The sequence below is a fragment of the Variovorax sp. FW305-3-2-15-B-LB1 genome (genome assembly GCF_058787635.1).
This window is the reverse complement of the sequence record NZ_JBYSZY010000006.1, coordinates 156197-179382: the sequence shown is the minus strand read 5'-3', so window position 1 is coordinate 179382 and position 23186 is coordinate 156197. Positions and strand designations below refer to the sequence as shown.

General features: G+C 67.9%; 25 protein-coding genes. 13 read left to right on the top strand and 12 right to left on the bottom strand.

Features of this window, described 5'->3' with window-relative positions:
* Nucleotide 1: 1 nt before the first annotated feature.
* Complete coding sequence (locus AC3WQR_RS06315) at nucleotides 2–784, bottom strand: IclR family transcriptional regulator (RefSeq protein WP_492741461.1); 783 nt, start codon at nucleotides 782–784, stop codon at nucleotides 2–4.
* Between the two features lie 140 nt (nucleotides 785–924).
* Between AC3WQR_RS06315 and AC3WQR_RS06310 the strand changes: the two genes are divergently transcribed.
* The 9 genes from AC3WQR_RS06310 (at nucleotide 925) to AC3WQR_RS06270 (ending at nucleotide 9662) form a co-directional block, all read left to right on the top strand.
* Entirely contained in the window at nucleotides 925–1932 is a 1008-nt protein-coding gene (locus AC3WQR_RS06310; RefSeq protein WP_492741460.1) for a TRAP transporter substrate-binding protein, read from the top strand.
* 155 nt (nucleotides 1933–2087) lie between these two features.
* Entirely contained in the window at nucleotides 2088–3152 is a 1065-nt protein-coding gene (locus AC3WQR_RS06305; protein WP_492741458.1) for a ThuA domain-containing protein, read from the top strand.
* Between the two features lie 94 nt (nucleotides 3153–3246).
* On the top strand, nucleotides 3247–5472 hold the full coding sequence (locus tag AC3WQR_RS06300) for an outer membrane protein assembly factor BamB family protein (protein WP_492741456.1): 2226 nt from the start codon (nucleotides 3247–3249) through the stop codon (nucleotides 5470–5472).
* Between the two features lie 36 nt (nucleotides 5473–5508).
* Entirely contained in the window at nucleotides 5509–5583 is a 75-nt protein-coding gene (pqqA, locus tag AC3WQR_RS06295; RefSeq protein WP_013539171.1) for a pyrroloquinoline quinone precursor peptide PqqA, read from the top strand.
* Nucleotides 5584–5641: 58 nt separating this feature from the next.
* Nucleotides 5642–6562, top strand: a complete 921-nt coding sequence (gene pqqB, locus AC3WQR_RS06290; RefSeq protein WP_492741455.1) for a pyrroloquinoline quinone biosynthesis protein PqqB — start codon at nucleotides 5642–5644, stop codon at nucleotides 6560–6562.
* Nucleotides 6563–6566: 4 nt separating this feature from the next.
* Nucleotides 6567–7304: a pyrroloquinoline-quinone synthase PqqC gene (pqqC, locus tag AC3WQR_RS06285; RefSeq protein WP_492741454.1), complete on the top strand. Its 738-nt coding sequence runs from the start codon at nucleotides 6567–6569 to the stop codon at nucleotides 7302–7304.
* Nucleotides 7301–7570 carry a pyrroloquinoline quinone biosynthesis peptide chaperone PqqD gene (gene pqqD / locus AC3WQR_RS06280; protein WP_062481654.1) on the top strand — a complete coding sequence of 90 codons (270 nt, stop codon included), beginning with the start codon at nucleotides 7301–7303 and terminating at the stop codon, nucleotides 7568–7570. The genes pqqC and pqqD overlap by 4 nt, the downstream gene beginning before the upstream one ends.
* Nucleotides 7515–8717, top strand: coding sequence for a pyrroloquinoline quinone biosynthesis protein PqqE (gene pqqE, locus AC3WQR_RS06275; RefSeq protein ID WP_492741453.1), 1203 nt, complete (start codon nucleotides 7515–7517; stop codon nucleotides 8715–8717). The genes pqqD and pqqE overlap by 56 nt, the downstream gene beginning before the upstream one ends.
* 12 nt (nucleotides 8718–8729) lie before the next feature.
* Nucleotides 8730–9662: an alpha/beta fold hydrolase gene (locus AC3WQR_RS06270; protein ID WP_492741452.1), complete on the top strand. Its 933-nt coding sequence runs from the start codon at nucleotides 8730–8732 to the stop codon at nucleotides 9660–9662.
* Here the strand turns inward: AC3WQR_RS06270 and AC3WQR_RS06265 are convergent.
* The 5 genes from AC3WQR_RS06265 to AC3WQR_RS06245 are packed head-to-tail and all read right to left on the bottom strand — an operon-like array spanning nucleotide 9643 to nucleotide 14375.
* Entirely contained in the window at nucleotides 9643–11049 is a 1407-nt protein-coding gene (locus AC3WQR_RS06265) for an ELWxxDGT repeat protein (protein ID WP_492741451.1), read from the bottom strand. The two genes, AC3WQR_RS06270 and AC3WQR_RS06265, sit on opposite strands and share 20 nt — an antisense overlap.
* Nucleotides 11050–11053: 4 nt before the next feature.
* The gene (locus tag AC3WQR_RS06260; protein WP_062476564.1) at nucleotides 11054–12334 is read right to left on the bottom strand and encodes a TRAP transporter large permease; all 1281 of its coding nucleotides are present in this window, start codon (nucleotides 12332–12334) and stop codon (nucleotides 11054–11056) included.
* Nucleotides 12331–12897 (bottom strand): TRAP transporter small permease, encoded by a 567-nt coding sequence (locus tag AC3WQR_RS06255; RefSeq protein ID WP_062476567.1) that lies wholly within the window; start codon nucleotides 12895–12897, stop codon nucleotides 12331–12333. Before AC3WQR_RS06255 ends, AC3WQR_RS06260 begins: the two co-directional genes overlap by 4 nt.
* Nucleotides 12894–13355 carry a type II 3-dehydroquinate dehydratase gene (locus AC3WQR_RS06250; protein ID WP_062476570.1) on the bottom strand — a complete coding sequence of 154 codons (462 nt, stop codon included), beginning with the start codon at nucleotides 13353–13355 and terminating at the stop codon, nucleotides 12894–12896. The genes AC3WQR_RS06255 and AC3WQR_RS06250 overlap by 4 nt, the downstream gene beginning before the upstream one ends.
* A gap of 36 nt (nucleotides 13356–13391) precedes the next feature.
* Nucleotides 13392–14375, bottom strand: a complete 984-nt coding sequence (locus tag AC3WQR_RS06245) for a TRAP transporter substrate-binding protein (RefSeq protein ID WP_492741465.1) — start codon at nucleotides 14373–14375, stop codon at nucleotides 13392–13394.
* A gap of 195 nt (nucleotides 14376–14570) precedes the next feature.
* Between AC3WQR_RS06245 and AC3WQR_RS06240 the strand changes: the two genes are divergently transcribed.
* Both AC3WQR_RS06240 and AC3WQR_RS06235 read left to right on the top strand, forming a co-directional pair.
* A complete protein-coding gene (locus tag AC3WQR_RS06240) occupies nucleotides 14571–15353 on the top strand; it encodes an IclR family transcriptional regulator (RefSeq protein ID WP_062476577.1) in 783 nt (260 codons plus the stop codon).
* 46 nt (nucleotides 15354–15399) lie between these two features.
* Nucleotides 15400–16419 (top strand): TRAP transporter substrate-binding protein, encoded by a 1020-nt coding sequence (locus AC3WQR_RS06235; protein ID WP_492741450.1) that lies wholly within the window; start codon nucleotides 15400–15402, stop codon nucleotides 16417–16419.
* A gap of 56 nt (nucleotides 16420–16475) precedes the next feature.
* Here AC3WQR_RS06235 and AC3WQR_RS06230 read toward each other — a convergent pair whose 3' ends face one another.
* On the bottom strand, nucleotides 16476–16967 hold the full coding sequence (locus AC3WQR_RS06230) for a hypothetical protein (RefSeq protein ID WP_492741449.1): 492 nt from the start codon (nucleotides 16965–16967) through the stop codon (nucleotides 16476–16478).
* Nucleotides 16968–17198: 231 nt separating this feature from the next.
* On the opposite strand from AC3WQR_RS06230, the gene gdhA reads away from it, so the two are divergent.
* The gene (gdhA, locus tag AC3WQR_RS06225; RefSeq protein WP_070059733.1) at nucleotides 17199–18542 is read left to right on the top strand and encodes an NADP-specific glutamate dehydrogenase; all 1344 of its coding nucleotides are present in this window, start codon (nucleotides 17199–17201) and stop codon (nucleotides 18540–18542) included.
* A 13-nt stretch (nucleotides 18543–18555) separates the two neighbouring features.
* Here the strand turns inward: gdhA and AC3WQR_RS06220 are convergent, their stop codons facing one another.
* Both AC3WQR_RS06220 and AC3WQR_RS06215 read right to left on the bottom strand, forming a co-directional pair.
* Nucleotides 18556–18795 carry a hypothetical protein gene (locus AC3WQR_RS06220; RefSeq protein ID WP_095951069.1) on the bottom strand — a complete coding sequence of 80 codons (240 nt, stop codon included), beginning with the start codon at nucleotides 18793–18795 and terminating at the stop codon, nucleotides 18556–18558.
* A 55-nt stretch (nucleotides 18796–18850) separates the two neighbouring features.
* Nucleotides 18851–19345: a MerR family transcriptional regulator gene (locus AC3WQR_RS06215; RefSeq protein WP_492741448.1), complete on the bottom strand. Its 495-nt coding sequence runs from the start codon at nucleotides 19343–19345 to the stop codon at nucleotides 18851–18853.
* 69 nt (nucleotides 19346–19414) lie between these two features.
* Between AC3WQR_RS06215 and AC3WQR_RS06210 the strand changes: the two genes are divergently transcribed.
* Entirely contained in the window at nucleotides 19415–20656 is a 1242-nt protein-coding gene (locus tag AC3WQR_RS06210) for an NADH:flavin oxidoreductase/NADH oxidase family protein (protein WP_492741446.1), read from the top strand.
* Nucleotides 20657–20663: 7 nt separating this feature from the next.
* Here AC3WQR_RS06210 and AC3WQR_RS06205 read toward each other — a convergent pair whose 3' ends face one another.
* The 3 genes from AC3WQR_RS06205 to AC3WQR_RS06195 are packed head-to-tail and all read right to left on the bottom strand — an operon-like array spanning nucleotide 20664 to nucleotide 23151.
* Nucleotides 20664–21791 (bottom strand): phosphatidate phosphatase App1 family protein, encoded by a 1128-nt coding sequence (locus AC3WQR_RS06205; protein ID WP_492741445.1) that lies wholly within the window; start codon nucleotides 21789–21791, stop codon nucleotides 20664–20666.
* The gene (locus AC3WQR_RS06200; RefSeq protein WP_390345345.1) at nucleotides 21788–22306 is read right to left on the bottom strand and encodes a dihydrofolate reductase; all 519 of its coding nucleotides are present in this window, start codon (nucleotides 22304–22306) and stop codon (nucleotides 21788–21790) included. The genes AC3WQR_RS06205 and AC3WQR_RS06200 overlap by 4 nt, the downstream gene beginning before the upstream one ends.
* 5 nt (nucleotides 22307–22311) lie before the next feature.
* Complete coding sequence (locus tag AC3WQR_RS06195; RefSeq protein WP_492741444.1) at nucleotides 22312–23151, bottom strand: thymidylate synthase; 840 nt, start codon at nucleotides 23149–23151, stop codon at nucleotides 22312–22314.
* Between the last annotated feature and the right edge of the window lie 35 nt (nucleotides 23152–23186).

Sequence of the window (23186 nt, the reverse complement as noted above, 5' to 3'; positions counted from 1 at the left end):
TTCAGGCCCGGCGCTTGAACAGTGCGGACGCGCCGCTGGCCCGCGCCACGTCGTCCGCCGCGGCCAGCAGCTGCGGGCCCAGCGCGAGCATGCGTTCTTCCGTGAGCCGCACCAGCGGCCCCGCGATGGTGATGACGCCGATCACGCCGCCGTGCGCACCGCGCACCGGCGCGGCCATGGCAGTCATCGCGGGGGCGAACACCTCGTTGATGATCGAGAAACCGCGCTTGCGCGTGGCGCGCAGGAACACGAGCAGCGCTTTCACGGTGGTCGGCGCTTTCGGGCCGAAGTCTTCCGGCTGGCCGAAGCCCTGCTTCGCGACGAGCTGCAGCGCCTGTTCGTCCGTCATGGTCGAGAGCCAGGCGTGGCCCGCGGAGCTGCATGAGAGGTTCACCGACAGGCCCATGTCCGGGTCATAGCGCAGCCCGCGCGTGGCGCCTTGCGCCTTCGCGACGAAGGTGAGCTCGTCGCCGTCGACCACCGCCAGCCGCACCAGCTCGCCCGACGCGACCGCGAGTCGGTCGAGCAGCGGCTGTGCCACGTCGACGATGCCGCTGTTGCTCAAGAAGCTCAGGCCCAGCGACACCAGCTTGATGGTCAGCATGTAGTCGCCATGGCTCTGGTCCTGCCGCACATAGCCGTAGCGCACCAGTTCGCTCAGCAGGCGGTGGGTGGCGCTCAACGGCATTTCCAGCTCGGCAGAAAGCGCGGAAAGCGCACGGCCCTCGGGGTGGCCGGAGAGGTGTTCGAGCACCTTGAAGCTGCGTTCGAGTATGGCTGTCATGAGACGACTCTAGCATTTTGCCAAGTGTTTTCACTAGTAGAAAGATTTTCCACTAAATCGATAAGATCGCGCCGCCAGGAGTCGGAGCGCGTGTGAAGCGCCCCGGCATGGACCGCTCAATCGCACGCTGGAGAACAACTTTGAGAACGCTTTACCGCTCGCTGGCCACCGCCGGCCTTGCCCTCGCCCTGGTCGTTCCTGCTGCTGCGCAAGCGCAGCAGGAGCGGGTGATCCGCTTCGGCCACCTGAACAACGCCGACCATCCCGTGAGCTTCGGCGTCAAGCGCTTTGCCGAACTCCTGTCGGCCAAGAGCGGCGGCAAGATGAAGGTCCAGGAGTTCCCTGCCTCGCAGTTGGGCAACGAGATGCAGCAGCAGTCGGCCCTGCAGGGCGGTGTGCAACAGATGTCTGCGCCGGCCACCACGTCGCTCGCAGGCATCGTCAAGGAGTTCGGCCTCGTCGACTTCCCCTTCTCGGTGAACAACTTCGCACAGGCGGATGCGCTGCTCGACGGGCCTCTGGGCCAGGCCCTGATCGCCAAGCTCCCCGAGAAGGGCCTCGTCGCGCTCGGCTACTGGGACCTGGGCTTTCGCAACGTCACCAACAGCAAGCGTCCGATCACCAAACCTGAAGATCTCGAAGGTCTGAAGATCCGCGTGATCCCCAACCCTGTGTTCCTCGAGACCTTCAAGGCCTTCAAGGCCAACCCGGTGCCGATGCCCTTCGCCGAGCTGTACGGCGCCCTCGAAGCCAAGGCAGTCGATGGCCAGGAGAACCCCTATGCGGTGATCCTGTCGAACAAGTTCTACGAAGTGCAGAAGTTCGTCAGCGCCACCAACCACGTGTACGCCGCCAACATCGTGCTGGTGAGCAAGAAGTTCTGGGACTCGCTCACGCCCGCCGAGCAGAAGATGATGAACGACGCGGCCAACGAGGCACGCGGCTACCAACGCCAGGTCAGCCGTGCGGCTGCACAGAAGGCCGTGGGCGACCTGCAGGCCAAGGGCGCGCAGTTCAACGAACTCAGCGCCGCCGAGCAAAAGCGCATGCGCGACATCGCCAAGCCCGTCGTCGACAAGTTCGCCGCCCAGTACGACCCCGCCATCGTCAAGCTCTACAACGACGAGCTCGTGCGCATCCGCAAGTAGCGCGCCCTCACGGCTGACGACGAATTCCTTCTTCGTTCCCGCCGGCAATTTCCGTCACTCCCACGTCTGCGCCTGCCGCCACCCGCGGCGCAGCGACACGTGCTGGGCGCGTGCGCCCGTCCGATTCCGCCATTGACCACCAAGAGGAGACTCCGTTGACACATCCCAGATCCTTTCCCTTCGGACTTGCATCGGCCGCCGCGCTCGCGCTGGCATTGACTGCCTGCGGTGGAGGCGACGGCGGCGGCGGCGCGGCCTTGCCGATCCTGCCCGTGGCGCCCGCGCCTGCTGCATCGGCACCGCCGCCTGCGCCGACAGATGAGGTGCCGGCAACGCCCACCGAACCGGTGGCCGAGGTCGACGACAGCTTCGACGAGTACTACAACGTCTGCCGCGGCACCAACCCCAAGTGCTACAACGACTGGGGCGCCTTCGCCAGCACGCCCGACCGCGTGCTGATCTATTCGCGCACCGCCGGCCCGCGCCATGCCGTGCTGGGCACGCCGATGGCGGCCGGCCTGAACCCGACGATGAACACCGACAACGTGATGCAGGCAGGCCTCGTGCGCATGCTGTCGGCCGAGGGCATCACGGTCGACTGGACCGAGGACGTGGCCGTGCTGGGCAGCCGCATCAACAACTACAAGGCGATCATCTTCGCGAGCTCGAACCGCGACACCTTGTGGAACGGCGCGGTGAGCACCAGCCAGGACGCCGCCCGCACCGCGCTGCGCAACTACATGCGCCGCGGCGGCGGCTTCGTCGGCCTGCACAACGCCTTCGGCGCGGAATACAACTGGCCCTACTACGAAGGCCTGCTGGGCAACGCGAACTTCTACAACCACGGACCGAACCGCGCGGGCGATGTCGAGATCGTCTCGGACGACCCTTCGACGAAGGACGTGCCCAAGCGCTTCTCGTTCCAGGACGAGTGGTACAACCTGATGCCCTTCCCGACGAAGGTGAAGTTCCTGGCCAAGGTCGACACCTCGACGCTGAAGCCGCTCACCTCCGCGCCGCATCCCGGCCACGCCAACTTCCATCCGGTCGCCTGGTGCCAGTACTACGACGGCGGTCGCGCATGGCTCACGACCCTCGGGCACAACGCGCACTCGTTCACCGCCGACCTGTCGGGCGTGGGCGCGATCGAGTTCCAGAAGCTCGTCGTGCAAGGCGTGAAGTCGGCGATGGGCCTGACGCCTTTCTGCACCACCGAGTAACGACGACGACCTCCCGGGGCCGGTGCGGCGCCGTGTGCGCGCCACCGGTCGTTTCGAACATCCCTGTTCCAACGTTCACCGAGTAGAGACATCCATGAAGAAAAAATCATTGGTCACGCTGCTGATCTCGTGCGGCGTGCTTGCATCGCCGTTGCTGATCACCGCCTGCGGCGGCTCCAGCGGCGGTGGCGGCACGCCCGTGCTGCCCGTCGTGCCGGCCCCTGCGCCGTCGCCGTCTGCCGGCACACCGCCGCCCGCATCGCCGCCGGCTGCCGCCGCACCCGCGGCCGACCTGTCGGACTGCTGCACCGCCGGCGACAAGGACTTTCCGAAGGTCGGCGGCAACCTGGGCAACCAGAACTATTCGAGCCTGCGCAAGATCAACAAGGGCCTGGTCACGCAGCTCGGTGGCGCCTGGGTCAACCAGATCGAAGGCGGCATGACCACCGGCAACAACCAGAGCACCACCGTCGTCGTCGACGGCGTGCTCTACATCGAGTCCGCACTCGGCAACGTGGTCGCGGTGGACGGCAAGACCGGCGTGACGAAGTGGAAATGGACCACGCCCTACGGCGGCATCACCCGCCGCGGCGTGGCCGTTGCCAAAGACCTGGGCCTGGTGTTCACCGTGGCCACCGGCAATCGCCTCGTGGCACTGCGTACCGACACCGGCGCCGTCGAATGGATCAAGCAGTACCCGACCAGCAGCACCGATCCCGACTACAAGGGCGCGCTGCAGAAGGTCGCGCTGGTCTACCACGACAAGCGCCTGTACCTGGGCACCAACGATGGCAACCGCGGCGCCGCATTCTCGGCCGACGCACTCACCGGCAAGGTACTGACCACCTTCTGGGGTGTGCCCCGCGCGGGCGAACTCGGCTACGACACCTGGGGCGGCGCGCCCGACACGGCACGCACCGGCGCCACGCCGTGGATCCATCCCGCGGTCGATCCCGAGCTGGGCCTGGTGTACTGGACCTTCGGCAACGTGCGCGGCGGCTCGTCGCAGGACGGCTCCTCGCGCCCGGGCCAGAACCTGTTCGCCAACTCCATCGTCGCGCTCGACCTGAAGAGCGGCGAGTACAAGTGGCACTTCCAGTCGGTGCACCACGACATCTGGGACATGGACAACGTGATGTCGCCGGTGCTCGCCGATGTGAAGATCGATGGCAAGGACCGCAAAGTCGTCATCTACGGCAGCAAGACGGGCATGTATTACATCCTCGATCGCAAGGACGGCAGCGCGCCGCTGGGCATCGACGAAGTGCCCGTGAAGCAGGACGCCCGCCAGGCCAGCTGGCCCACGCAGCCTCTGCCGCGCCAGGGCGCCTGGACCGAGACCTGCATCGTCGACCAGCCGCTGGGCACGGCCATTCCGGGCGACCCGAACCGCGCGGTGCCCAACTACACGAAGGGCTGCCTGTACGACGCGCACTGGGACGTGCCGATCCTGTCCATCCCGGGCCACGGCGGCGGTGCCAACTGGAACCACCAGTCCTTCAGCCAGCGCACGGGCCTGGTCTACACGGGCATGGGCTACGTGTCGGCGGCGCATTCGCTCAGCGAGTCGAGCAACGGCCTGCGTCCGCCGGGCACCTACATGACCGGCGCGGTCGTGGCGGTGGACCCGAGCACCAACCTCGTCAAATGGAAGAAGCCGCTGCCGTACTCGGTGGCGCACGGCAACGGCATCCTGAGCACGGCCTCCGACCTGCTGTTCATCGGGCAGCCCGACGGCAACCTGCTGGCGCTCGACGCGCAGGACGGCACCGAGCTGTGGCGCTTCCAGACCGGCGCGGCGATCAGCGCGAGCCCGGTCTCCTACGAGATCGACGGCGAGCAGTACATCGCGGTGTTCTCGGGCGGCACCAGCATTCCGTACGGCGACTCGGCACCGCGCGGCGACCGGCTGTGGGCCTTCAAGGTCGGCGGCGCGGTAACCGCGGCCGCTACGCCGACACCGCCCGTGGTGCGCCGGCCCGTGTCGGGCCAGGCGGTGGAGGGCGCGGCACTGCCGACGCCGAACACCGTGTTCCTGGCGCGCGTGCAGACGGCGGCGAACGAGCCGGGCGCGACCGAATCGACGGCCGTCAATGCCATGACGCCGACCTTCATGCGCGTGCCCGTCAACACCGCCGTGACCTTCACCAACCCCGCCGCCAACGCCAACACCCACTGCGCCACGCAGTTCTTCGAAGGGCGGTTCAATTTCAGGCTGACCCCGGGCCAGTCGCAGACCCACACCTTTGACACGCCGGGCGAATACTTTTACAACGACTGCCATAGCCCGCGCCCGACGGGAAAGATCGTCGTCTATTGATATGTCCTCAACCCCAACCACTGAAGGAGCAATGCGATGAAATGGTGCAAGCCTGAGTTTGAAGAAATGCGTTTCGGTTTCGAAATCACGATGTACATCTCCGCTCGCTGAGCGCGCAGACCCACGGCACCGGCCTTGCGCCGGTGCCGTGTTTTTTTGTTGGGCCCCCATGAAGATTCTGGTGCTGGGTTCGGGAGCGGGCGGTGGCTTCCCTCAATGGAATTGCAATTGCCGCCTGTGTGCCGGCCAGCGAAGCGGGCAGGTGCGGGCCACGCCCCGCACGCAGAGTTCGATCGCCGTGTCGGCCGATGGCGAACGCTGGATATTGCTGAACGCTTCCCCCGACCTCGGTGCGCAACTGCGCGCCTCGCCGGCCCTGTGGCCGCGCCACGGCCTGCGCCATTCGCCGATCGAGGCGGTGGTGCTGATGGACTCTCAAATCGACCACGTCGCAGGCCTGCTGAGCCTGCGCGAAGGGCAGCGGCTGCAGCTGTACTGCACGCCCGAGGCCCATGACGACCTCAGCGGCAGCCTGCCGCTGCTGCGCACGCTCGACAGCTACTGCGGCGTGACCTGGCACCCGTTGTCGCTCGAGCCCGGCGGCGGTGCCTGGCACGACATCGCCGGGCTGCAGCTGCAGGCCGTGCCGGTGCCCGGCAAGGCGCCGCCGTATTCGCCGCGCCGCCAGACCGAGACGCGCAGCGAGAACGCCGCCGTGCTCATCGAAGACCCCGCCACCGGCAAGCGCGCGCTCTATGCGCCGGGCCTGGCGCAGGTCGGCGAGGCCGAGCGCCGCAGCCTCGACGCCTGCGACTGCGTGCTCGTCGACGGCACCTTCTGGACCGAGGACGAGATGGTCGCGGCCGGGCTCGGCAAGAAGCACGCGGCCGACATGGGCCACCTGCCGCAATGCGACGGGCCGCACGGCCCCGGCATGCTGCAGGCGCTCGACGCCTGCGCGGCGCGGCGCAAGGTGCTCATCCACATCAACAACAGCAACCCCATCCTGGACGAAGACGGGCCACAGCGCGCGCAGCTCGTGCGCCGCGGCATCGAGGTCGCGTTCGACGGCATGGTCCTGGAGATCTGAACACGTGACCCAAGAGACACAAGGCCCATGGTCCCCGCAGGCGTTCGAAGCGAGGTTGCGCGCCATGGAGTCGCGCTACCACAGCCACCACCCGTTCAATCGCCGGCTCAACGCGGGCGAGCTGCAGCCCTTCCAGGTGCGCGGCTGGGTGGCGAACCGCTTCTACTACCAGTGCCTCATCCCGGTGAAGGACGCCGCCGTTCTGTCCAACTGCGACGACCGTGCCACGCGCCGGCGCTGGGTGGTGCGCATGCTCGACCACGACGGGCATGGCGACCATGAAGGCGCCAACGCGGGCGGCATCGAGATCTGGACCCGCCTGGGCATCGCCACCGGCCTGGCGCGCGAGGTGCTCGAGTCGCACGCGCTCGTCGTGCCCGGTGTGCGCTTCGCGGTCGATGCCTACGTCAACTTCGCGCGCACGGCGCCGTGGCAGGAGGCGGTGATTTCGTCGCTCACCGAGATGTTCGCACCGCGCATCCACAAGGACCGGCTCGCGGGCTGGCCCACGCACTACCCGTGGATCGACACCTCGGGCCTGGACTACTTTCGCAGCCGGATTCCGCTGGCCGACCGCGACGTCGAGCACGGCCTCGAAGTGGCGATGCAGTGGTGCACCACGCGCGAGCGGCAGCAGCGCGCGCTGCAGATCCTGGGCTTCAAGCTCGACATCCTCTGGGCCATGCTCGACGCGATCGAGAAGGCCTATCCCGACGACCTTCCGAAAGACCAGCAACCATGACCGCATGGACCGACGATGCCCAGCCGGCGCTCACCTCGATCTACCGCATGCAGTGGGAAGAGGCACAGCAGTGCCACGTGCTGCTGTTCCCCGAGGGCATGATCAAGCTCAACGGGCCGGCGGCCGAGATCCTCCAGCGCTGCGACGGCAAGACCTCGGTGGCCGCGCTTGTGGCCGACCTGGAGCGCACCTTCGGAGAGAGCGACCTGCATGCCGACGTGCTCGAATTCCTGGAGCAGGCCCGTGGACGCCACTGGATCCGCTGAGGTGCAACCCCGCGCCGTGGCCAAGCCGCCGCTGTGGCTGCTGGCCGAGCTGACGTACCGCTGCCCGCTGCACTGCGCCTTCTGCTCCAACCCGGTCGACTACACGCGCTACCGCGAGGAGCTGGACACGGCCGAATGGATTCGCGTGTTTCGCGAAGCGCGTGCGATGGGCGCGGTGCAGCTGGGCTTCTCGGGCGGCGAGCCGCTGCTGCGCGACGACCTGCCGGAGCTGGTCGCGGCGGCGCACGCGCTCGGCTTCTATACCAACCTGATCACCTCGGGCGTGGGCCTCACGCCGCAGCGCGCCGAGACGTTGAAGCGGGCAGGGCTGGACCACATCCAGCTGTCGTTCCAGGATTCGAGCCGCGAGCTCAACGACTTCCTCAGCTCCACGAAGACCTTCGACCTCAAGCAGCGCGTGGCCCGCACCATCAAGGACCTCGGCTACCCGATGGTGCTGAACTGCGTGATGCACCGCTACAACCTGCCGCACGTGGGCCGGATCATCGAGATGGCCGAGGCAATGGAGGCCGACTTTCTCGAACTCGCCAACGTGCAGTACTACGGCTGGGCCTGGCGCAACCGCGAGATGCTCATGCCCTCGCGCGAGATGCTGGCCACGGCCGAGGCGGTGGTGCAAACCCATCGCCCGCGGCTGGACGGCCGCATGAAGATCCTCTGGGTGGTGCCCGACTACGCAGAGGGCAAGCCCAAGCCCTGCATGGCGGGGTGGGGCAGCGTGTTCCTCGTGGTGGCGCCCGACGGCGTGGCGCTGCCGTGCCACAGCGCACGCATGCTGCCCGGGCTCGACTTCCCCAATGTGCGCGAGCACAGCATCCGCAGCATCTGGCAGGAGAGCCCGGCCTTCGGCACGTACCGTGGCACGGGCTGGATGAGCAGCACCTGCCAGAGCTGCGACGAGAAGGAAAAGGACCACGGCGGCTGTCGCTGCCAGGCCTTCCTGCTGACCGGCGACGCGGCGGCCACGGACCCGGTGTGCCCGAAGAGCCCGCGGCATGAGGAGGTGGAGGCGATGGTCAAGGCGGCGGGTGATCCGCGCGACGTCGGCACCCCGATCCGCTTCGTGCCGGGCGCGCGGCGTGCGGGCGACCTCGTCTTTCGCACCGACGCGAACGCGCTGAGCTGAGAACACGCGCCAATGACGATCACCCATCGCCTGCCTCTGGACGGCGGGCATGTGATGCACGTCGAGGAGCACGGCAATCCGGCGGGCCTGCCGGTGGTGGTGCTGCACGGCGGGCCGGGCTCGGGCAGTTCGCCGCTGCTGCGTCGGGACTTTGATCCGGCGCATTACCGCATCGTCTGCCCCGACCAGCGCGGTTCGGGCCTCAGCACCCCCACAGGATCGATTGAGCACAACACGCTTGCCGATCTTCTGGCTGATCTGCGGCAGCTGCGCGCACATCTGCGCATCGATCGATGGCTGGTGGTGGGCGGCTCGTGGGGCGCCACGTTGGCGCTGATGCATGCGCTCGACGCACCGGAGGCCGTCGCGGGCCTGCTGCTGCGCAACGTGTTCCTCGCGCGTCCGGGCGACATCCACGCGCTCTTCGCCGGGGCCCTGCAGCACGACGGCCCCGCATGGCGCGCACTGGGGGACGAGGCCAGTCGCCGGCGATGCCCGGTGACGGTGCCGATCGCCGAAGTCTTCGCGCACGGCACCTGGGCGCGGCAGTGCGAGCTGACGCGCCACTGGTTCGATTGGGAGCAGCGCCTCACCACCGGAGCCACAGCGCCGCGGATCGACGAAGCGATGCTGCCGCGGCTCGTGGCGCGCTACCGCGTGCAGAGCCACTACCTGCGGCACGGCTGCTGGCTCGATGCGCCCTCGTTGTTGCAGCGCTGCGCCGCATTGCCTGCTGTTCCCACGCTGATCGTGCACGGCACGCAGGACGCGCTGTGTCCGCCCGAGGGCGCTCAGGTGCTGGCGCAGGTGCTGGGCGCGCCGCTGCAGTGGGCGCAGGGCGCGGGCCACGACCCGACGCACCCCGCCATCGCCGCAGCCATGCAGCAGGCCTTGCGCGACTACGCGGCCACGCAAACCTTCGGTGTCAGCGCAGCCGCTCCTTGAGCGGATCGCCGATCAATGTCACCTTGCCGTCCTTGCGGTGCGACCACAGGCGGTCGTTGCCGTGGCCGTCGTCGGCCACGAAGAGCACCGCGTCGCCCAGCGCGCGAAAGCCCAGCGGCATCGCGTGGCGTTCGCCCGCGGCAAGGTCGGCCACGGCGCGCGTGCCGGCCGGCGTGCCGTCGCTGGTCCATGGCTCGACGCCCCGGCCACCGCCGCCGTTCGCCGCGAACCACAAGCGCGCCCCGATGACGGCGAAGCGTGCCGGTGAGCCGTTCTCCGCGCCCGGTGCGATGTCCTTCACGCGCACCGTGCCCGCCGCCGTGCCGTCGCTGCGCCACAGCTCCGCGCCCGACACGCCGTCGGTCGCGGCGAAGTAGAGCTTGCCGCCCATCACGGCGATCGCGCTCGACATGGCGCCGCCCGGGCCGGGGCGGATGTCCTTCACCAGCACTGTGCCCTTCGCCGTGCCGTCGGTCTTCCACAGCTCGATGCCGTGCACGCCGTCGTCGGCCGAGAAGTACAGCGTGCGGCCCAGCACCGCCAGGTGCGTCGGCCGCGAGGGTGCGGCGCCCGGGCGCAGGTCCTTCACCAGCTGCGTGCCGTGTGCGGTGCCGTCGCTCTTCCACAGTTCGGTGCCGTGTTCGCCGTCGTGCGCGGTGAAGTACAGGTCGTTGCCCACGGCCGTGAGGTTCTGGATGCCTGCATCCTCGAGGCCCGGGCGGATGTCCTTCACCAAGCGCGTGTGCTCGGACGTGCCGTCGGTCACCCAGAGTTCGTGGCCGTGCGTGCGCGTGGTCGCGGTGAAGAACAGGCGCGGGCCGGCCACGGTGAGCTGGCGGGTGAGGGCACGCGGCCCGGCATCGACGGCGGACACGCGCGTGGTGCTCTTCGCATCGCCCGTGGTCTTCCACACCTGGAAGCCGGTCTGGCCGTCGTCGGCCACGAAGTAGAGCGCGTCGCGGAACACCGTCAGCTCGTTGGGCATCGCGCCTTCTTCGCCGGGGCGCAGGTCGATCACCTGCGTCGTGCCGGCGGCGGTGCCGTCGGTGCGCCAGAGTTCGAGCCCGCTCGCGCCGTCGGTGGCGGTGGTGTAGACGTGGCCCTTGAATGCGACCTGCCCGGCGGGGAATGAGCCCCGGAAGCCCGGCCGGATGTCCTTCAGCAAGGTGGTGCCGGCGTTGCTGCCGTCGGTGACCCACAGTTCCTGGCCGGTCGTGACGTGAAAGGCGCTGAACACCATCTTGCCGCTGCCCAGTGGCGCGAAGCCGGAGGGCGCGATGAAGGCCAGTCGCTGGCGCTGCTCGGGCAGCACCTCGCGCTCGGGGTCTTGTGCAGCGGCGGGCAGGGCGGTGAGCAGGGTGAGCGCGGTGAGGAAAACGGCGCGCATCGGCTCAGCCCCCGAACCACCGCGCCGGCACGATCACCAGCTGCGGAAACGCCACCATCACGAACAGGATCGCGAACTCGGCCAGCATGAACGGCACCACGCCGCGCGTGACGTCGTCCATCGAGATCTTGCCGACGCCGGCCACCACGTTGAGCACCGTGCCCACCGGCGGCGTGACGAGCCCGATCGAGTTGTTGATGATGAACAGCACGCCGAAGTACACGGGGTCGATGCCGGCCGCCTTCACTACCGGCATGAGCACCGGCGTGAGGATGAGGATGGTCGGCGTCATGTCCATCGCCGTGCCCACCACCATCACGAGCACCATGATCGCGATCATGAGCAGCATCTGGTTGCCCATGAACGGCTGCAGCATGCCCACGATCTTGGAGGGCAGGTCGGCCACCGTGATGAGCCAGGCGCTCACCATCGCCGCGGCGATCAGGAACATCACGATGGCGCTGGTCTTGGCTGCGCTCACGAAGATGGCGTACAGGTCCTTCCAGGTGATCTCGCGGTACACCACCGTCGACACGAACAGCGCGTACACGGCGGCCACCACCGCGGCTTCGGTGGGCGTGAACACGCCCATGCGCAGGCCCACGAGGATGATCACCGGCAGCATCAGCGCCCACAGCGCGTTGCGGAAGGCGGCGGCAATCTCGGCCGACGACTTGCGCGGCGGCGGCACGATCTTTTCGCGCCGCACCAGCCAGGCCCAGGTGATCCACAGCGCGCCGCCGATCAGCAGGCCCGGCACGATGGCCGCGAGAAACAGCTTGGAGATCGACACGTTGGCCGCCACGCCGAAGATCACCAGGCCGATGCTCGGCGGGATCACGGGGCCGATCACGCCGGTGGCCGCAATGAGGCCGGCCGCGCGCGGCTTGTCGTGGCCCGCGCGCACCATCATCGGCAGCAGCAGTGCGGTGAGCGCGGCGGCGTCGGCCACGGCCGAGCCCGAGAGTGCCGACAGCAGGCAGCCCGCCATGATGGTCACGTAGCCCAGGCCGCCCTTCACATGGCCGACCAGCGCGAGCGCGAAGTCGACGATGCGCTTGGACAGCCCGCCCACGTTCATGATCTCGCCCGCGAGCATGAAGAAGGGCACGGCCAGCAGCGGAAAGCTGTCGGCGCCGCCGATCACGTTCTGCGTGAGGATCTGCGCGTCGAACAGGTCGAGGTGCCACATCAGCGCCACTCCGCTGGCCAGCAACGAGAAGGCGATGGGAATGCCCATCGCCATGGCGAGCAGCAGCGAGCCGACGAAAACAGCGATGGTCATGGCCGTGCCCCCGGTTCCTTGGCGTCTTGCGAACCCAGGATCTGCTGTAGCTGCACCGCTTCTTCCGATTCCTGCACCATCACCAGTTCATGGTCGGCGATGCGGCCCGTGAGCAGGCGCAGCAGGTCGAGCGCCAGGATGAGCCCGGCCAGCACCGAGAACACGATGCCCGCGGCGTAGACGATGGCCATCGACGCGCCGGTGACGGGTGCCGTCACGTCCCAGTTGATGCGCGCCTGCGCGATGCTGCCCTGCAGCAGCAGCCAGACGATGTAGAGCATGACTGCATGGCCGACGGCCAGGCAGATCTTCTTGCCGATGGGGGGCAGCTTCTGCACCACCATGTCCACACCCAGGTGGCCGTGCTCCTTCAGTGCCACCACGGCGCCCAGGAAGGTCATCCAGATGAAGAGCCAGCGCGAGATTTCCTCGGACACCGTGATGCCCGAGTTGAAGCCGTAGCGCAGCACCACGTTGCCGAACACGAGCACGACCATGACCGCGAGCGCGGCCGCGATCAGCGCCTCGATGCCGGTGCAGCACCGGTCGAGCCAGCGGGTCATGCGGAGGCCTGTGCTTGCGCTTGCGCCTGGCGCTGCATGTCGACCAGCGCGCGCAACGCCGCCAGGTACGACAGCGGGCCCAGGCCCTGGACCGTGCCCTTCACCGCCGGCGAGATGATCGAATGCGCGCGCCATGCCTCGCGCGCGGCGATGTTGGACATGTGGACCTCGATGGTCGGGAACGGCATGGCCTTGATCGCGTCGTGCAGCGGAACGCCGTGCTGCGTGAGGCCGGCGGGGTTCACCAGCGCGCCCTGCGCATCGTCGATGTGGGTGTGCAGGAAGTCGATCAGGTCGCCTTCGTGGTTCGACTGGATGGTGTCCAGCGTCACGCCGAGTTCGCCGGCGAGGGCCTGCAGCTGCGCGTTGATCTCGGCGAGCGTGGTCTTGCCGTAGATGTGCGGTTCGCGGCGACCGAACAGATTGAGGTTGGGGCCGTGGAGAACGAGGATCTTCATGGGGAGCTTCGGTGAGGGACGGGCTGGCTTGCTGACTTACTTGCGGATGCGCAGGAGCTCGTCGTTGTAGAGCTTGACGATGGCGGGGTCGTACTGGGCGGCGAACTTGTCGACGACGGGCTTGGCGATGTCGCGCATGCGCTTTTGCTCGGCGGCGCTGAGTTCGTTGAACTGCGCGCCCTTGGCCTGCAGGTCGCCCACGGCCTTTTGCGCGGCAGCGCGGCTGACCTGGCGCTGGTAGCCGCGCGCCTCGTTGGCCGCGTCGTTCATCATCTTCTGCTCGGCGGGCGTGAGCGAGTCCCAGAACTTCTTGCTCACCAGCACGATGTTGGCGGCGTACACGTGGTTGGTGGCGCTCACGAACTTCTGCACTTCGTAGAACTTGTTCGACAGGATCACCGCATAGGGGTTCTCCTGGCCATCGACAGCCTTGGCTTCGAGCGCACCGTACAGCTCGGCAAAAGGCATCGGCACCGGGTTGGCCTTGAAGGCCTTGAAGGTTTCGAGGAACACGGGGTTGGGGATCACGCGGATCTTCAGACCTTCGAGGTCTTCAGGCTTGGCGATGGGGCGCTTGCTGTTGGTGACGTTGCGAAACCCCAGGTCCCAGTAGCCCAGGGCGACGAGGCCCTTCTCGGGGAGCTTGGCGATCAGGGCCTGGCCCAACGGGCCGTCGAGCAGCGCATCGGCCTGCGCGAAGTTGTTCACCGAGAAGGGGAAGTCGACGAGGCCGAACTCCTTGACGATGCCTGCGAGCGACGTGGTGGCCGGTGCCGACATCTGCTGCACGCCGCCCTGCAAGGCCGACTGCTGCTGCATCTCGTTGCCCAACTGCGAGGCGGGGAACTCCTGGACCTTCATCTTGCCGCCGCTCTTGGCCGAGAGCAGCTCGGCAAAGCGCTTGACGCCGAAGCTCACGGGGTGGTCGGCGTTGTTCAGGTGGCCGAAGCGGATCACGCGCTCCTGCTGCGCCCACGACGGGGCGGTGAGGCCGGCGCACAGGCCGGCCACGGCAAGCATACGAAGAAGTTTCACGAAGGGTCCTCGGGCGGGAAGGAAGAAAGGGGGAAGGAAAAATGCCGGACGGAGGCGATCGTATTTTTGTTGGAAAGAATTTCCATAATGGAAATCCCTTCCCCGAGTTCTGCTACGCTGGCGGACCCTGAGTGGCGGGCCGCATCGCCCGCGTTGACGAGACGACATCTGGAGGACGAAATGAGCGGAATACTGGAACGCAGCTTCAAGGTGCTGGAACATCTGGCGGAGCATCCCGAGGGGTGCGCGCTGTCGGCGTTGGCCAGCGAATTGCAGATTCCATTGAGTGCATCGCACCGATTGCTCGCGGAGCTCATCCGCTGCGGCTACGTGCGGCAGGAGGCGCGCGACGGCCACTACGTGCTGACCATCAAGCTGGTCTCGATCAGCCTGTCGTTCCTCAGCCGCTCGGGCATCGTCGACATCGCGCAGCCGCTGCTCGACCAGCTGGCCTCGACCTCGGGCGAGCTCGTGCGCCTGGCGGTGGTCGACGGCGAAGACCTGACCTTTGTCGCGAAGGCCCAAGGCGCCACGCATGGCCTGCGCTACGACCCCGACATGGGCCTGTCGGTGGCGCTCTCGTGCAGCGCCGCCGGGCACGCGTGGCTGTCCACCATGGGCGAGGACGACGCGATGGCGCTCGTCGCCAAGAAGGGGCTGGGCAAGCCCGAGGACTACGGCCCCAAGGCCCCCACGTCGCTCAAGGCCGTGATGGCTTTCGTGAAGGCGGCGCGCCAGCGCGGCTTCAGCATGATCAACGAGGTGTTCGCCCCCGCGATGACCGCCATGGCCGCGCCCGTGTTCGGCGCCGATGGCACGGCGATCGGGGTCGTCACCATCGCGGGCCCGTCGGTGCGGCTCACGCCGCAGCGCATGGAGGCGCTGGGACCGGCGCTGTGCCAGGCCGCCGAAGAGGTGGCGCGCGCCAGCGGGGCCTCGGCGTTGTTCAAGAAGAGGGCGTAGGCCCAGCCGTTTGCACCATCCCCAACAAAGAGAAGGAGACATCACCATGAAGACGAAGCATTCGAAGCGCACCCTGTTGATGGCCGCCGTGGCGGCGGCCGTTGCGTTCGCTGCCCCCGGTGCGTTCGCGCAGCTCAAGGAGCGCACCATCAAGTTCGCGTTCCAGAACCAGGCCGGCCATCCGCAGGCGCAGGGCGCGCAGAAGTTCGCCGACCTCGTGGCCGCGAAGTCGGGCGGCAAGATCACCGTGAAGCTGTTCCCGGGCGGCACGCTGGGCGGCGACCTGCAGACCGTGTCGGCGCTGCAGGGTGGCACGGTGGAGATGACCGTGCTCAACGCCGGCATCCTGTCGGCGCAGGTGAAGGAGTTCGCGGCCTACGACTTCCCGTTCCTCTTCAACAGCGGCAAGGAAGCCGACGTCGTCACCGACGGCCCCTTCGGCCAGAAGCTGATGGCCAAGCTGGAGGACAAGGCGCTGCACGGCCTGGGCTACTGGGACCTGGGCTTTCGCAACCTCACCAACAGCAAGCGTCCGATCGTCAAGGCCGACGACATCGCGGGGTTGAAGATCCGCGTGATCCAGTCGCCGATCTACATCGACATGTTCAGCGCGCTGGGCGCCAACGCCACGCCGCTGCCGTTCCCCGAGCTGTACCCCGCGCTCGACCAGAAGGCGGTCGACGGCCAGGAGAACCCGAACACGACCATCCTGTCGTCCAAGTTCGCGGAAGTGCAGAAGTACATCACCCAGACCCGCCACATCTACAACCCGCAGGCGCTGCTGATCAGCCGCAAGACCTGGGACGGCATGAGTGCCGACGAAAAGAAGATCGTCAACGAGGCCGCCGCGGAGGCGACCACGTTCCAGCGCCAGGCCTCGCGCGGCGCTGCTGACAGCGCGCTCGATGCGCTCAAGAAGGCCGGCATGACGGTCTCCGAACTACCGCCCGAAGAGATGGCGAAGCTGCGCGCCAAGGTGAAGCCGGTGATCGACAAGTACACGGCCTCGGTCGGCGAGGCCACCGTCAAGGAGCTGATGGCCGAGATCGAGAAGGCGCGCAAGTAGCAGGCGGGCGTGCCGTTGATCCGGGGCGCCTGGCCTTCATCGTCCACGGTTCCCGGTCAGAGCTCGCGGTAGTCCCGGATGCGCGCGCGTGCGAGCTGCTGCGCCGCTGCAATGGCCGCCGGATCGGCCGCGGCCGCATCGGGCAGCCAGTGGAAGGCGTCCGGGCCGTGGCACAGCAGCAGGCCGTCCTTGAAGCGGCGGGCCTTGGTGTAGGCCTCCCAGCCGTGGCGCACCTCGCTGTGGCGGCCCCGCGCATGGGAGCCGTTCTCCGACAGCGAGAAGTCGATCTCGTCGTCGTAGAAGGGGCTCTGCCTGAAACGATGGAGGGCCAGCCGGGCGATGGCCGGCGCGCTCAGCAGCAGCGCGATGCCGACCGCGAAAACGGCCGCCAGGGCGGGAAACCCCTCGTAGACGCACACGGCCAGGGCCAGGGCGAACAGGAGTGCCAATGGCCACTTGAACCGGACCCACCAGACCTGCTGCAGGTTGCGCAGGAAGCCGGTGAGCACATGCGCCTGCGAGAACTGGAAGCGGTAGCTGATCTGCATCTTTGAATTCCGAGACGGGCCGTGCGGGAGGGCGCGCGGGGCGGGATTCTGACCGCTTTTGCGGCCGCCTGTGCGCCCGGGCGATGTTCCAAGTTGGGGCCTCACTACGCCACACGTTCCAAACAACGCACCTTGTTAGGGCTTTGCGCCTCAATCTGGTTCTCCGATCCGGCAAAATGCAGGATTCGCATAAGGTTATGCACCGTTTTGGAAAACAGAGGATTGATTGGAATGAAGCACGCATCCGTCGGGGGGTTCCTCGCACACGTCGCACAACGCAACCCCGGACAGCCCGAGTACCTGCAGGCCGTGACCGAAGTGATGGAGAGCCTGTGGCCCTACATCGAGAAGCACCCCAAGTACACGAGCCACAGCCTGCTGGAGCGGCTGGTGGAGCCCGAGCGCGTGATCATGTTCCGCGTGTCCTGGGTGGACGACCACGGCGAGGTGCAGGTCAACCGCGGTTTCCGCATCCAGCACAGCCTGGCCATCGGCCCCTACAAGGGCGGCATGCGCTTCCACCCCTCGGTGAACCTGTCGATCCTCAAGTTCCTGGCCTTCGAGCAGACCTTCAAGAACGCGCTGACCACGCTGCCCATGGGCGGCGGCAAGGGCGGTGCCGACTTCGATCCCAAGGGCAAGAGCCAGGGCGAGGTGATGCGCTTCTGCCAGGCCCTGGTGACCGAGCTGTTCCGCCACGTGGGCTCCGACACCGACGTGCCGGCGGGCGACGTGGGCGTGGGCGGGCGCGAGGTCGGCTTCATGGCCGGCATGGTCAAGAAGCTCACCAACCGCGCCGACTGCGTGTTCACGGGCAAGGGCCTGAGCTTCGGCGGCTCGCTCATTCGCCCTGAAGCCACCGGCTACGGCAACGTCTACTTCGCGCAGGAAATGCTCAAGCGCAAGGGCCGCAGCTTCGACGGCCTGCGCGTGAGCGTCTCGGGCGCGGGCAACGTGGCGCAGTACACCATCGAGAAGGCCATGGCGCTGGGCGCCAAGGTGGTCACCGTGTCGGACTCGAGCGGCACCGTGGTCGACGAGGAAGGCTTCACGCCCGAGAAGCTGGCCGTGCTGATGGACGTGAAGAACCACCTCTACGGCCGCGTGAGCGACTACGCCGAGCGCACCGGCACCCGCTTCGTGGCCGGCGCCACGCCGTGGCACGTGCCGGTCGACGTGGCGCTGCCCAGCGCCACGCAGAACGAGCTCAACGAGGAAGACGCGCGCACGCTGGTGAAGAACGGCGTGGTGTGCGTGGCCGAAGGCGCCAACATGCCATCGACCATCGAGGCTGTGAAGGTGCTCGAAGGCCACGGCGTGCTGTACGCACCGGGCAAGGCCAGCAACGCGGGCGGCGTGGCCACGTCGGGCCTGGAGATGAGCCAGAACGCAGCCCGGCTGTCATGGACGCGCGACGAGGTCGATGCGCGCCTGCTGCAGATCATGCAGGGCATCCACGAGTCGTGCCTGCACTACGGTTCGCGCGCCGACGGCAGCGTGAGCTATGTCGATGGCGCGAACATCGCCGGCTTCGTGCGCGTGGCCGATGCGATGCTGGCGCAGGGCGTGGTCTGACGATTCGGAATCGTCAGAGTTCGATGAACGAAGAGGTCGCCTTGTTCAGGGCCAGGCGGCCCTTCGCGGTGATCGATTCCACCTGGGCCAGCTGATGAATCGCGCGCTCGTCGGGCGCGTGCTCCGACGGCGGAATGAAGGCAGTCACGAGGTCGGCGGCACGCAGCACGCGCAGCCTGTCGATGTCTGCGGGCGTGTGGAGGACGTATGGCAATTTCTGCTCGGCGAGGGTCCGAAGAAATTCCATGGACATGGGTCGTCTCCTTGTGTTGAGGGGAGGGCGGTTCGGACATTGTGCGCACAAACAATTAGCGCTGTCTAAACCCTGCGCCGCGCATGCCTTTCGAGGCGTGTACCGAAGTTTCCAGTTCTTTCTGCGGGCGCGAGGGACGTGCCACTTTGTTTCTGGTCGTAGCCATGCTTTCGGCCAGCGTGGCGGGGTCCATGCATTCGCCGGCGGCCCAGGTCTGGCGCAAGGTGGTGCGCAGGTCGGTCAGGTCGCGCCGCTGCGCGCGCAGGCCGGCCATGAGTTGGTCGATTTCGCGCACGCGGCCGTCGAGCCGTTCGAGCAGGTCGTCCCCCGAGAAGACCTCGCAGCCTGCGAAGGCGCTGCGCAGGCTGTCCAGCGAGAAGCCGAGGTTCTGCGCGATCTGGATCAGCTGCAACCGCTTGAGCGCGGCCTCGTTGTAGACGCGGTACCCATTGGCGCCGCGCTCGGGTGCGGGCAGCAGGCCGCTTTGTTCGTAGAAGCGGATGGCCGAGGGCGCCATGCCGGTCTTGTCTGCCAGTTCACCGATCTTCATATCGCTTGACCTTCAAGTTGGCTTGAATCTTAGCATCGGGTTTTTCCACTCCACCACCCGGTCCTCATCGTGAACTCCTCGCCGCTTTTCCTGCCGCTGACCCTGCCCAACGGGAGCGTCCTGCCCAACCGCCTGGCCAAGGCTGCCATGGAGGAAAACATGGCCGATGCCGGGCAGTTGCCCGGCGCGGCGCTGCACGACCTGTACCGCGTCTGGGCGCAGGGCGGGGCGGGCCTGATCCTCACGGGCAACGTGATGATCGACGGCCGTGCGCTCACCGGCCCGGGCGGCGTCGTGCTCGAAGCCGGCACGCCGCTGGAGCGCTTCAGCGAATGGGCCGCGGCCGCGCGCAGCGGCGGCGCGCAGGTGTGGATGCAGATCAACCATCCGGGCCGGCAGGTGCAGATCAGCATGGGCGGCACGGCGTGGGCGCCGTCGTCGGTGGCGCTCGAGCTGGGCAAGCACAGCAAGCTTTTCGTGCAACCCAAGGCGATGAGCGAGGCGGAGATCGCCGAGACCGTCGACCGCTTCGCCGCCACGGCGCAGGCCGCCGAGCGTGCGGGCTTCACCGGCGTGCAGGTCCATGCGGCGCACGGCTACCTGCTCTCGCAGTTTTTGTCGCCGCTGACCAACCAGCGCACCGATGCCTGGGGCGGCAGCCTGGAGAACCGCGCGCGCTTCCTGCTCGACGTGGTGCGTGCCGTGCGGGCCCGCGTGGCGCGCGGCTTCGCCGTGGCCGTGAAGCTCAACTCCGCCGACTTCCAGCGCGGCGGCTTCTCGGAGAACGATGCGAAGCAGGTCATCCGCTGGCTCAACGACGAGGCCGTGGACCTGGTCGAACTGTCGGGCGGCAGCTACGAAAGCCCGGCGATGCAGGGGCGCACCGCCGACGGCCGCACGCTGGCGCGCGAAGCCTACTTCCTGGAGTTCGCCCGGGAGCTGGCCGCCGAGGCGCGCATGCCGGTCATGACCACGGGCGGCATCGTGCGCCGCGCCGTCGCTGAACGGGTGCTGGGGGAGGGCGTCGCCGTGGTGGGCATGGCCACCGCGCTGGCCGTGGCGCCCGACCTGCCCGCACGCTGGCGCGCGGGCGAAGACGCGGCGGCGCAGAGCCCGCAGGTCGACTGGAAGGACCAGGTCATGGCCGCGCTGGCGCGCATGGCGCTGGTGAAGCGCCGGCTGCGCACGCTGCGCCCGGGCCGCAACGCTGCGCCCGCGCATTCGCCGTTCCTGACCTTGGTGCTCGACCAGCTGCGCACGAAGCGGCTGACGAAGCGCTACCGGCGTTGGCTGGGTGCGCGCACGGCCTGAGCCGCCGCTATCGACTGGCCGGTTGAATGGGCCACGCGGTGGTGTCGGGCCGCAGCAGGTGCCAGACCACGGGCTCGATGCCTTCGAAGGTGGCGCGGTAGCGATCGGACAGCCGGTTCTCGTCGGTCACGTCGCGGATCACGATGCCGTCGATGCGCTGCGGATGCGCGCGGAACACCTGCGCGTAGATCTCGGGATCGGCCTCGCCCGAATCGCCCACGAGCAGGAAGCGGCGTTGCGGAAATTCGGCCAGCAGCCGCTCGATCACGCCGAGCTTGTGCGCGCGCGAGTCTTCGGCGCTGGGGATCAGCGTGCGCCATGTCGTGCTCTCGCGCAGGTGCATGCTGCCGGCGGGAAAGTCGGCGTCGCGAATGAAGTCCGTGAGCGCGGGGTACAGCTGGATCGGGCTGCCCGAGAGGTAGTGAAAGCGCGTGCCGGGCGCCTGCGCCAGCGCGCGGTAGTGCGCCGCCATGCCCGGCGCGGCCTCGAAGCGGCGCGCGAAGGTGTTCAGCAGCATCTCGCGCCGGTCGCGCACCTGCGTGCGCTTGATGGTGTCGTCGATGTCCGAGATGACCGACACGCCCTGCGCCGGCACGATCTGCGCACGGCCGCGAAAGCGCGGCAGCAGCTCGCCCGGGCCGGTCACGCCGTGGAACGGCAGCCACTCCTGCGACGCCGGGATGTGCGAGGCCTCGATGACCGCGCGCAGGTTGCTGCGGCCGTCGGCGCCCGTGGGCGGCATCGTGAGGCGCGTGGCCGAGCCGTCGAAGACGACGTCGATCACCTTGCCTTCTTCCGATTCGGCATGGAACAGCGCGGTGCGCTGGCTGAAGCGCAGCCGCGCGGCCGGCGTGAGCTTCTTCAGGTTCATGCCGAGGTAGCGGGCGAGCGCGGCGTCCAGGCCCCAGCGGTGCTCGCGCTCGAACACCCAGGCATGCACGTCGACCTCGAGCCGGCCATCGGCCGTGGGGCGCGCGGTGCCGGGCATGAACAGCACCTCTTCGTCCGACTCCAGCGGCCCGGCAGCATGCAGGGCCTGCAGCGGCGCGAGGCCGGCGAGCAGGGCGGCACCGGCCAGCACGGTGCGCCGCGACAGTTGTGGCGAGGTACCGGGCGCGCGGTGCTTGATCGTCATGCAGTGACGCGTTCGTAGGTCACGAAGCTGAAGGGCAGGCCGTCCTTGGCCGAGACGTGCGACTCGCGCTGCGTCTCGCGCCACACGGCGGCGTCGAGCACGGGGGCGTGCGCGTCGCCTTCGTAGTCGCGTGCGATCTCGGTGACCACCGCGCGTTGGGCCAGTGGTTCGGCTTCGGCGTAGATCTGTGCGCCGCCGATCACCCAGACTTCGGGCGAGTCCGCCGGCGTGCACAGCGACAGCGCATCGGGCAGGCTGCCGACCGCTTGCGCGCCTTCGGCTTGCCAGTCGGCCTGCCGCGTGACCACGATGTTCCGGCGGCCCGGCAGCGGACGAAAGCGCGGGGGCAGCGAGTCCCAGGTCTTGCGGCCCATCACCACGGGCGCGCCCGCGGTCTGCTGCTTGAAGTGGGCCATGTCCTCGGGCAGGTGCCAGGGGATGGTGTTGTTCACGCCGATCACGCCGTTGGCGGCGCGCGCGAAGATCAGGTTGATGCGGGGCGTGGTGGCGCTCATCGCGTTCACACCGCCACCGGCGCCTTGATCGGATCGCCGTGCCTGTAGTCGAGCACTTCGAAGTCTTCGTACTGGTAGTCGAAGATCGAGTCGGGCTTGCGCCTGATGTTCAGCGTGGGGTAGGGGAAGGGCGTGCGGCTGAGTTGCAGCTTCACCTGCTCGGCGTGGTTGCTGTAGATGTGGCAGTCGCCGCCGGTCCAGATGAAATCGCCCACGTCGAGGTCGCACTGCTGCGCGACCATGTGCGTGAGCAGCGCGTAGCTGGCGATGTTGAAGGGCACGCCCAGGAAGATGTCGGCGCTGCGCTGGTAGAGCTGGCAGCTGAGCTTGCCGCGTTCGCCCTCGGCTTGCGGCGGTGCCACGTAGAACTGGAAGAAGGCGTGGCAGGGCATGAGCGCCATCTTCGAGAGCTCGGCCACGTTCCAGGCGCTCACGATGATGCGGCGCGAGTCGGGGTTGCTCTTCAGCGTCTTGATGACGTCGGAGATCTGGTCGATGTGGCCGCCGTCGGGCGTGGGCCAGCTGCGCCACTGCACGCCGTACACCGGGCCCAGGTCGCCGTCTTCGCGCGCCCATTCGTCCCAGATGGTGACGCCGCGTTCCTTGAGCCAGTTGTTGTTGCTGGAGCCGGTCAGGAACCACAGCAGTTCCTGGATGATGGACTTGAGGTGCACCTTCTTCGTGGTCACCAGCGGAAAGCCCTCGTTCAGGTCGAAGCGCATCTGGTGGCCGAACACGCTCTTGGTGCCCGTGCCCGTGCGGTCGCTCTTGAACACGCCGTGCGTGTCGACGTGGCGCATGAAATCTTCGTACTGGGAGCGGACGGGGCGGGCAGGGAGGGTCATGTTGGGAATTTTACGGGGCGGCGCTAGCATCGGCC

Bases quoted from the DNA above. Each gene is read 5' to 3' on its own strand.
- AC3WQR_RS06315 (WP_492741461.1), bottom strand. From the start codon at position 784: ATGACAGCCATACTCGAACGCAGCTTCAAGGTGCTCGAACACCTCTCC.
- AC3WQR_RS06300 (WP_492741456.1), top strand. From the start codon at position 3,247: ATGAAGAAAAAATCATTGGTCACGCTGCTGATCTCGTGCGGCGTGCTT.
- pqqB (WP_492741455.1), top strand. From the start codon at position 5,642: ATGAAGATTCTGGTGCTGGGTTCGGGAGCGGGCGGTGGCTTCCCTCAA.
- pqqD (WP_062481654.1), top strand. From the start codon at position 7,301: ATGACCGCATGGACCGACGATGCCCAGCCGGCGCTCACCTCGATCTAC.
- pqqE (WP_492741453.1), top strand. From the start codon at position 7,515: ATGCCGACGTGCTCGAATTCCTGGAGCAGGCCCGTGGACGCCACTGGA.
- AC3WQR_RS06270 (WP_492741452.1), top strand. From the start codon at position 8,730: ATGACGATCACCCATCGCCTGCCTCTGGACGGCGGGCATGTGATGCAC.
- AC3WQR_RS06265 (WP_492741451.1), bottom strand. From the start codon at position 11,049: ATGCGCGCCGTTTTCCTCACCGCGCTCACCCTGCTCACCGCCCTGCCC.
- AC3WQR_RS06260 (WP_062476564.1), bottom strand. From the start codon at position 12,334: ATGACCATCGCTGTTTTCGTCGGCTCGCTGCTGCTCGCCATGGCGATG.
- AC3WQR_RS06255 (WP_062476567.1), bottom strand. From the start codon at position 12,897: ATGACCCGCTGGCTCGACCGGTGCTGCACCGGCATCGAGGCGCTGATC.
- AC3WQR_RS06250 (WP_062476570.1), bottom strand. From the start codon at position 13,355: ATGAAGATCCTCGTTCTCCACGGCCCCAACCTCAATCTGTTCGGTCGC.
- AC3WQR_RS06245 (WP_492741465.1), bottom strand. From the start codon at position 14,375: ATGCTTGCCGTGGCCGGCCTGTGCGCCGGCCTCACCGCCCCGTCGTGG.
- AC3WQR_RS06240 (WP_062476577.1), top strand. From the start codon at position 14,571: ATGAGCGGAATACTGGAACGCAGCTTCAAGGTGCTGGAACATCTGGCG.
- AC3WQR_RS06235 (WP_492741450.1), top strand. From the start codon at position 15,400: ATGAAGACGAAGCATTCGAAGCGCACCCTGTTGATGGCCGCCGTGGCG.
- AC3WQR_RS06230 (WP_492741449.1), bottom strand. From the start codon at position 16,967: ATGCAGATCAGCTACCGCTTCCAGTTCTCGCAGGCGCATGTGCTCACC.
- gdhA (WP_070059733.1), top strand. From the start codon at position 17,199: ATGAAGCACGCATCCGTCGGGGGGTTCCTCGCACACGTCGCACAACGC.
- AC3WQR_RS06220 (WP_095951069.1), bottom strand. From the start codon at position 18,795: ATGTCCATGGAATTTCTTCGGACCCTCGCCGAGCAGAAATTGCCATAC.
- AC3WQR_RS06215 (WP_492741448.1), bottom strand. From the start codon at position 19,345: ATGAAGATCGGTGAACTGGCAGACAAGACCGGCATGGCGCCCTCGGCC.
- AC3WQR_RS06205 (WP_492741445.1), bottom strand. From the start codon at position 21,791: ATGACGATCAAGCACCGCGCGCCCGGTACCTCGCCACAACTGTCGCGG.
- AC3WQR_RS06200 (WP_390345345.1), bottom strand. From the start codon at position 22,306: ATGAGCGCCACCACGCCCCGCATCAACCTGATCTTCGCGCGCGCCGCC.
- AC3WQR_RS06195 (WP_492741444.1), bottom strand. From the start codon at position 23,151: ATGACCCTCCCTGCCCGCCCCGTCCGCTCCCAGTACGAAGATTTCATG.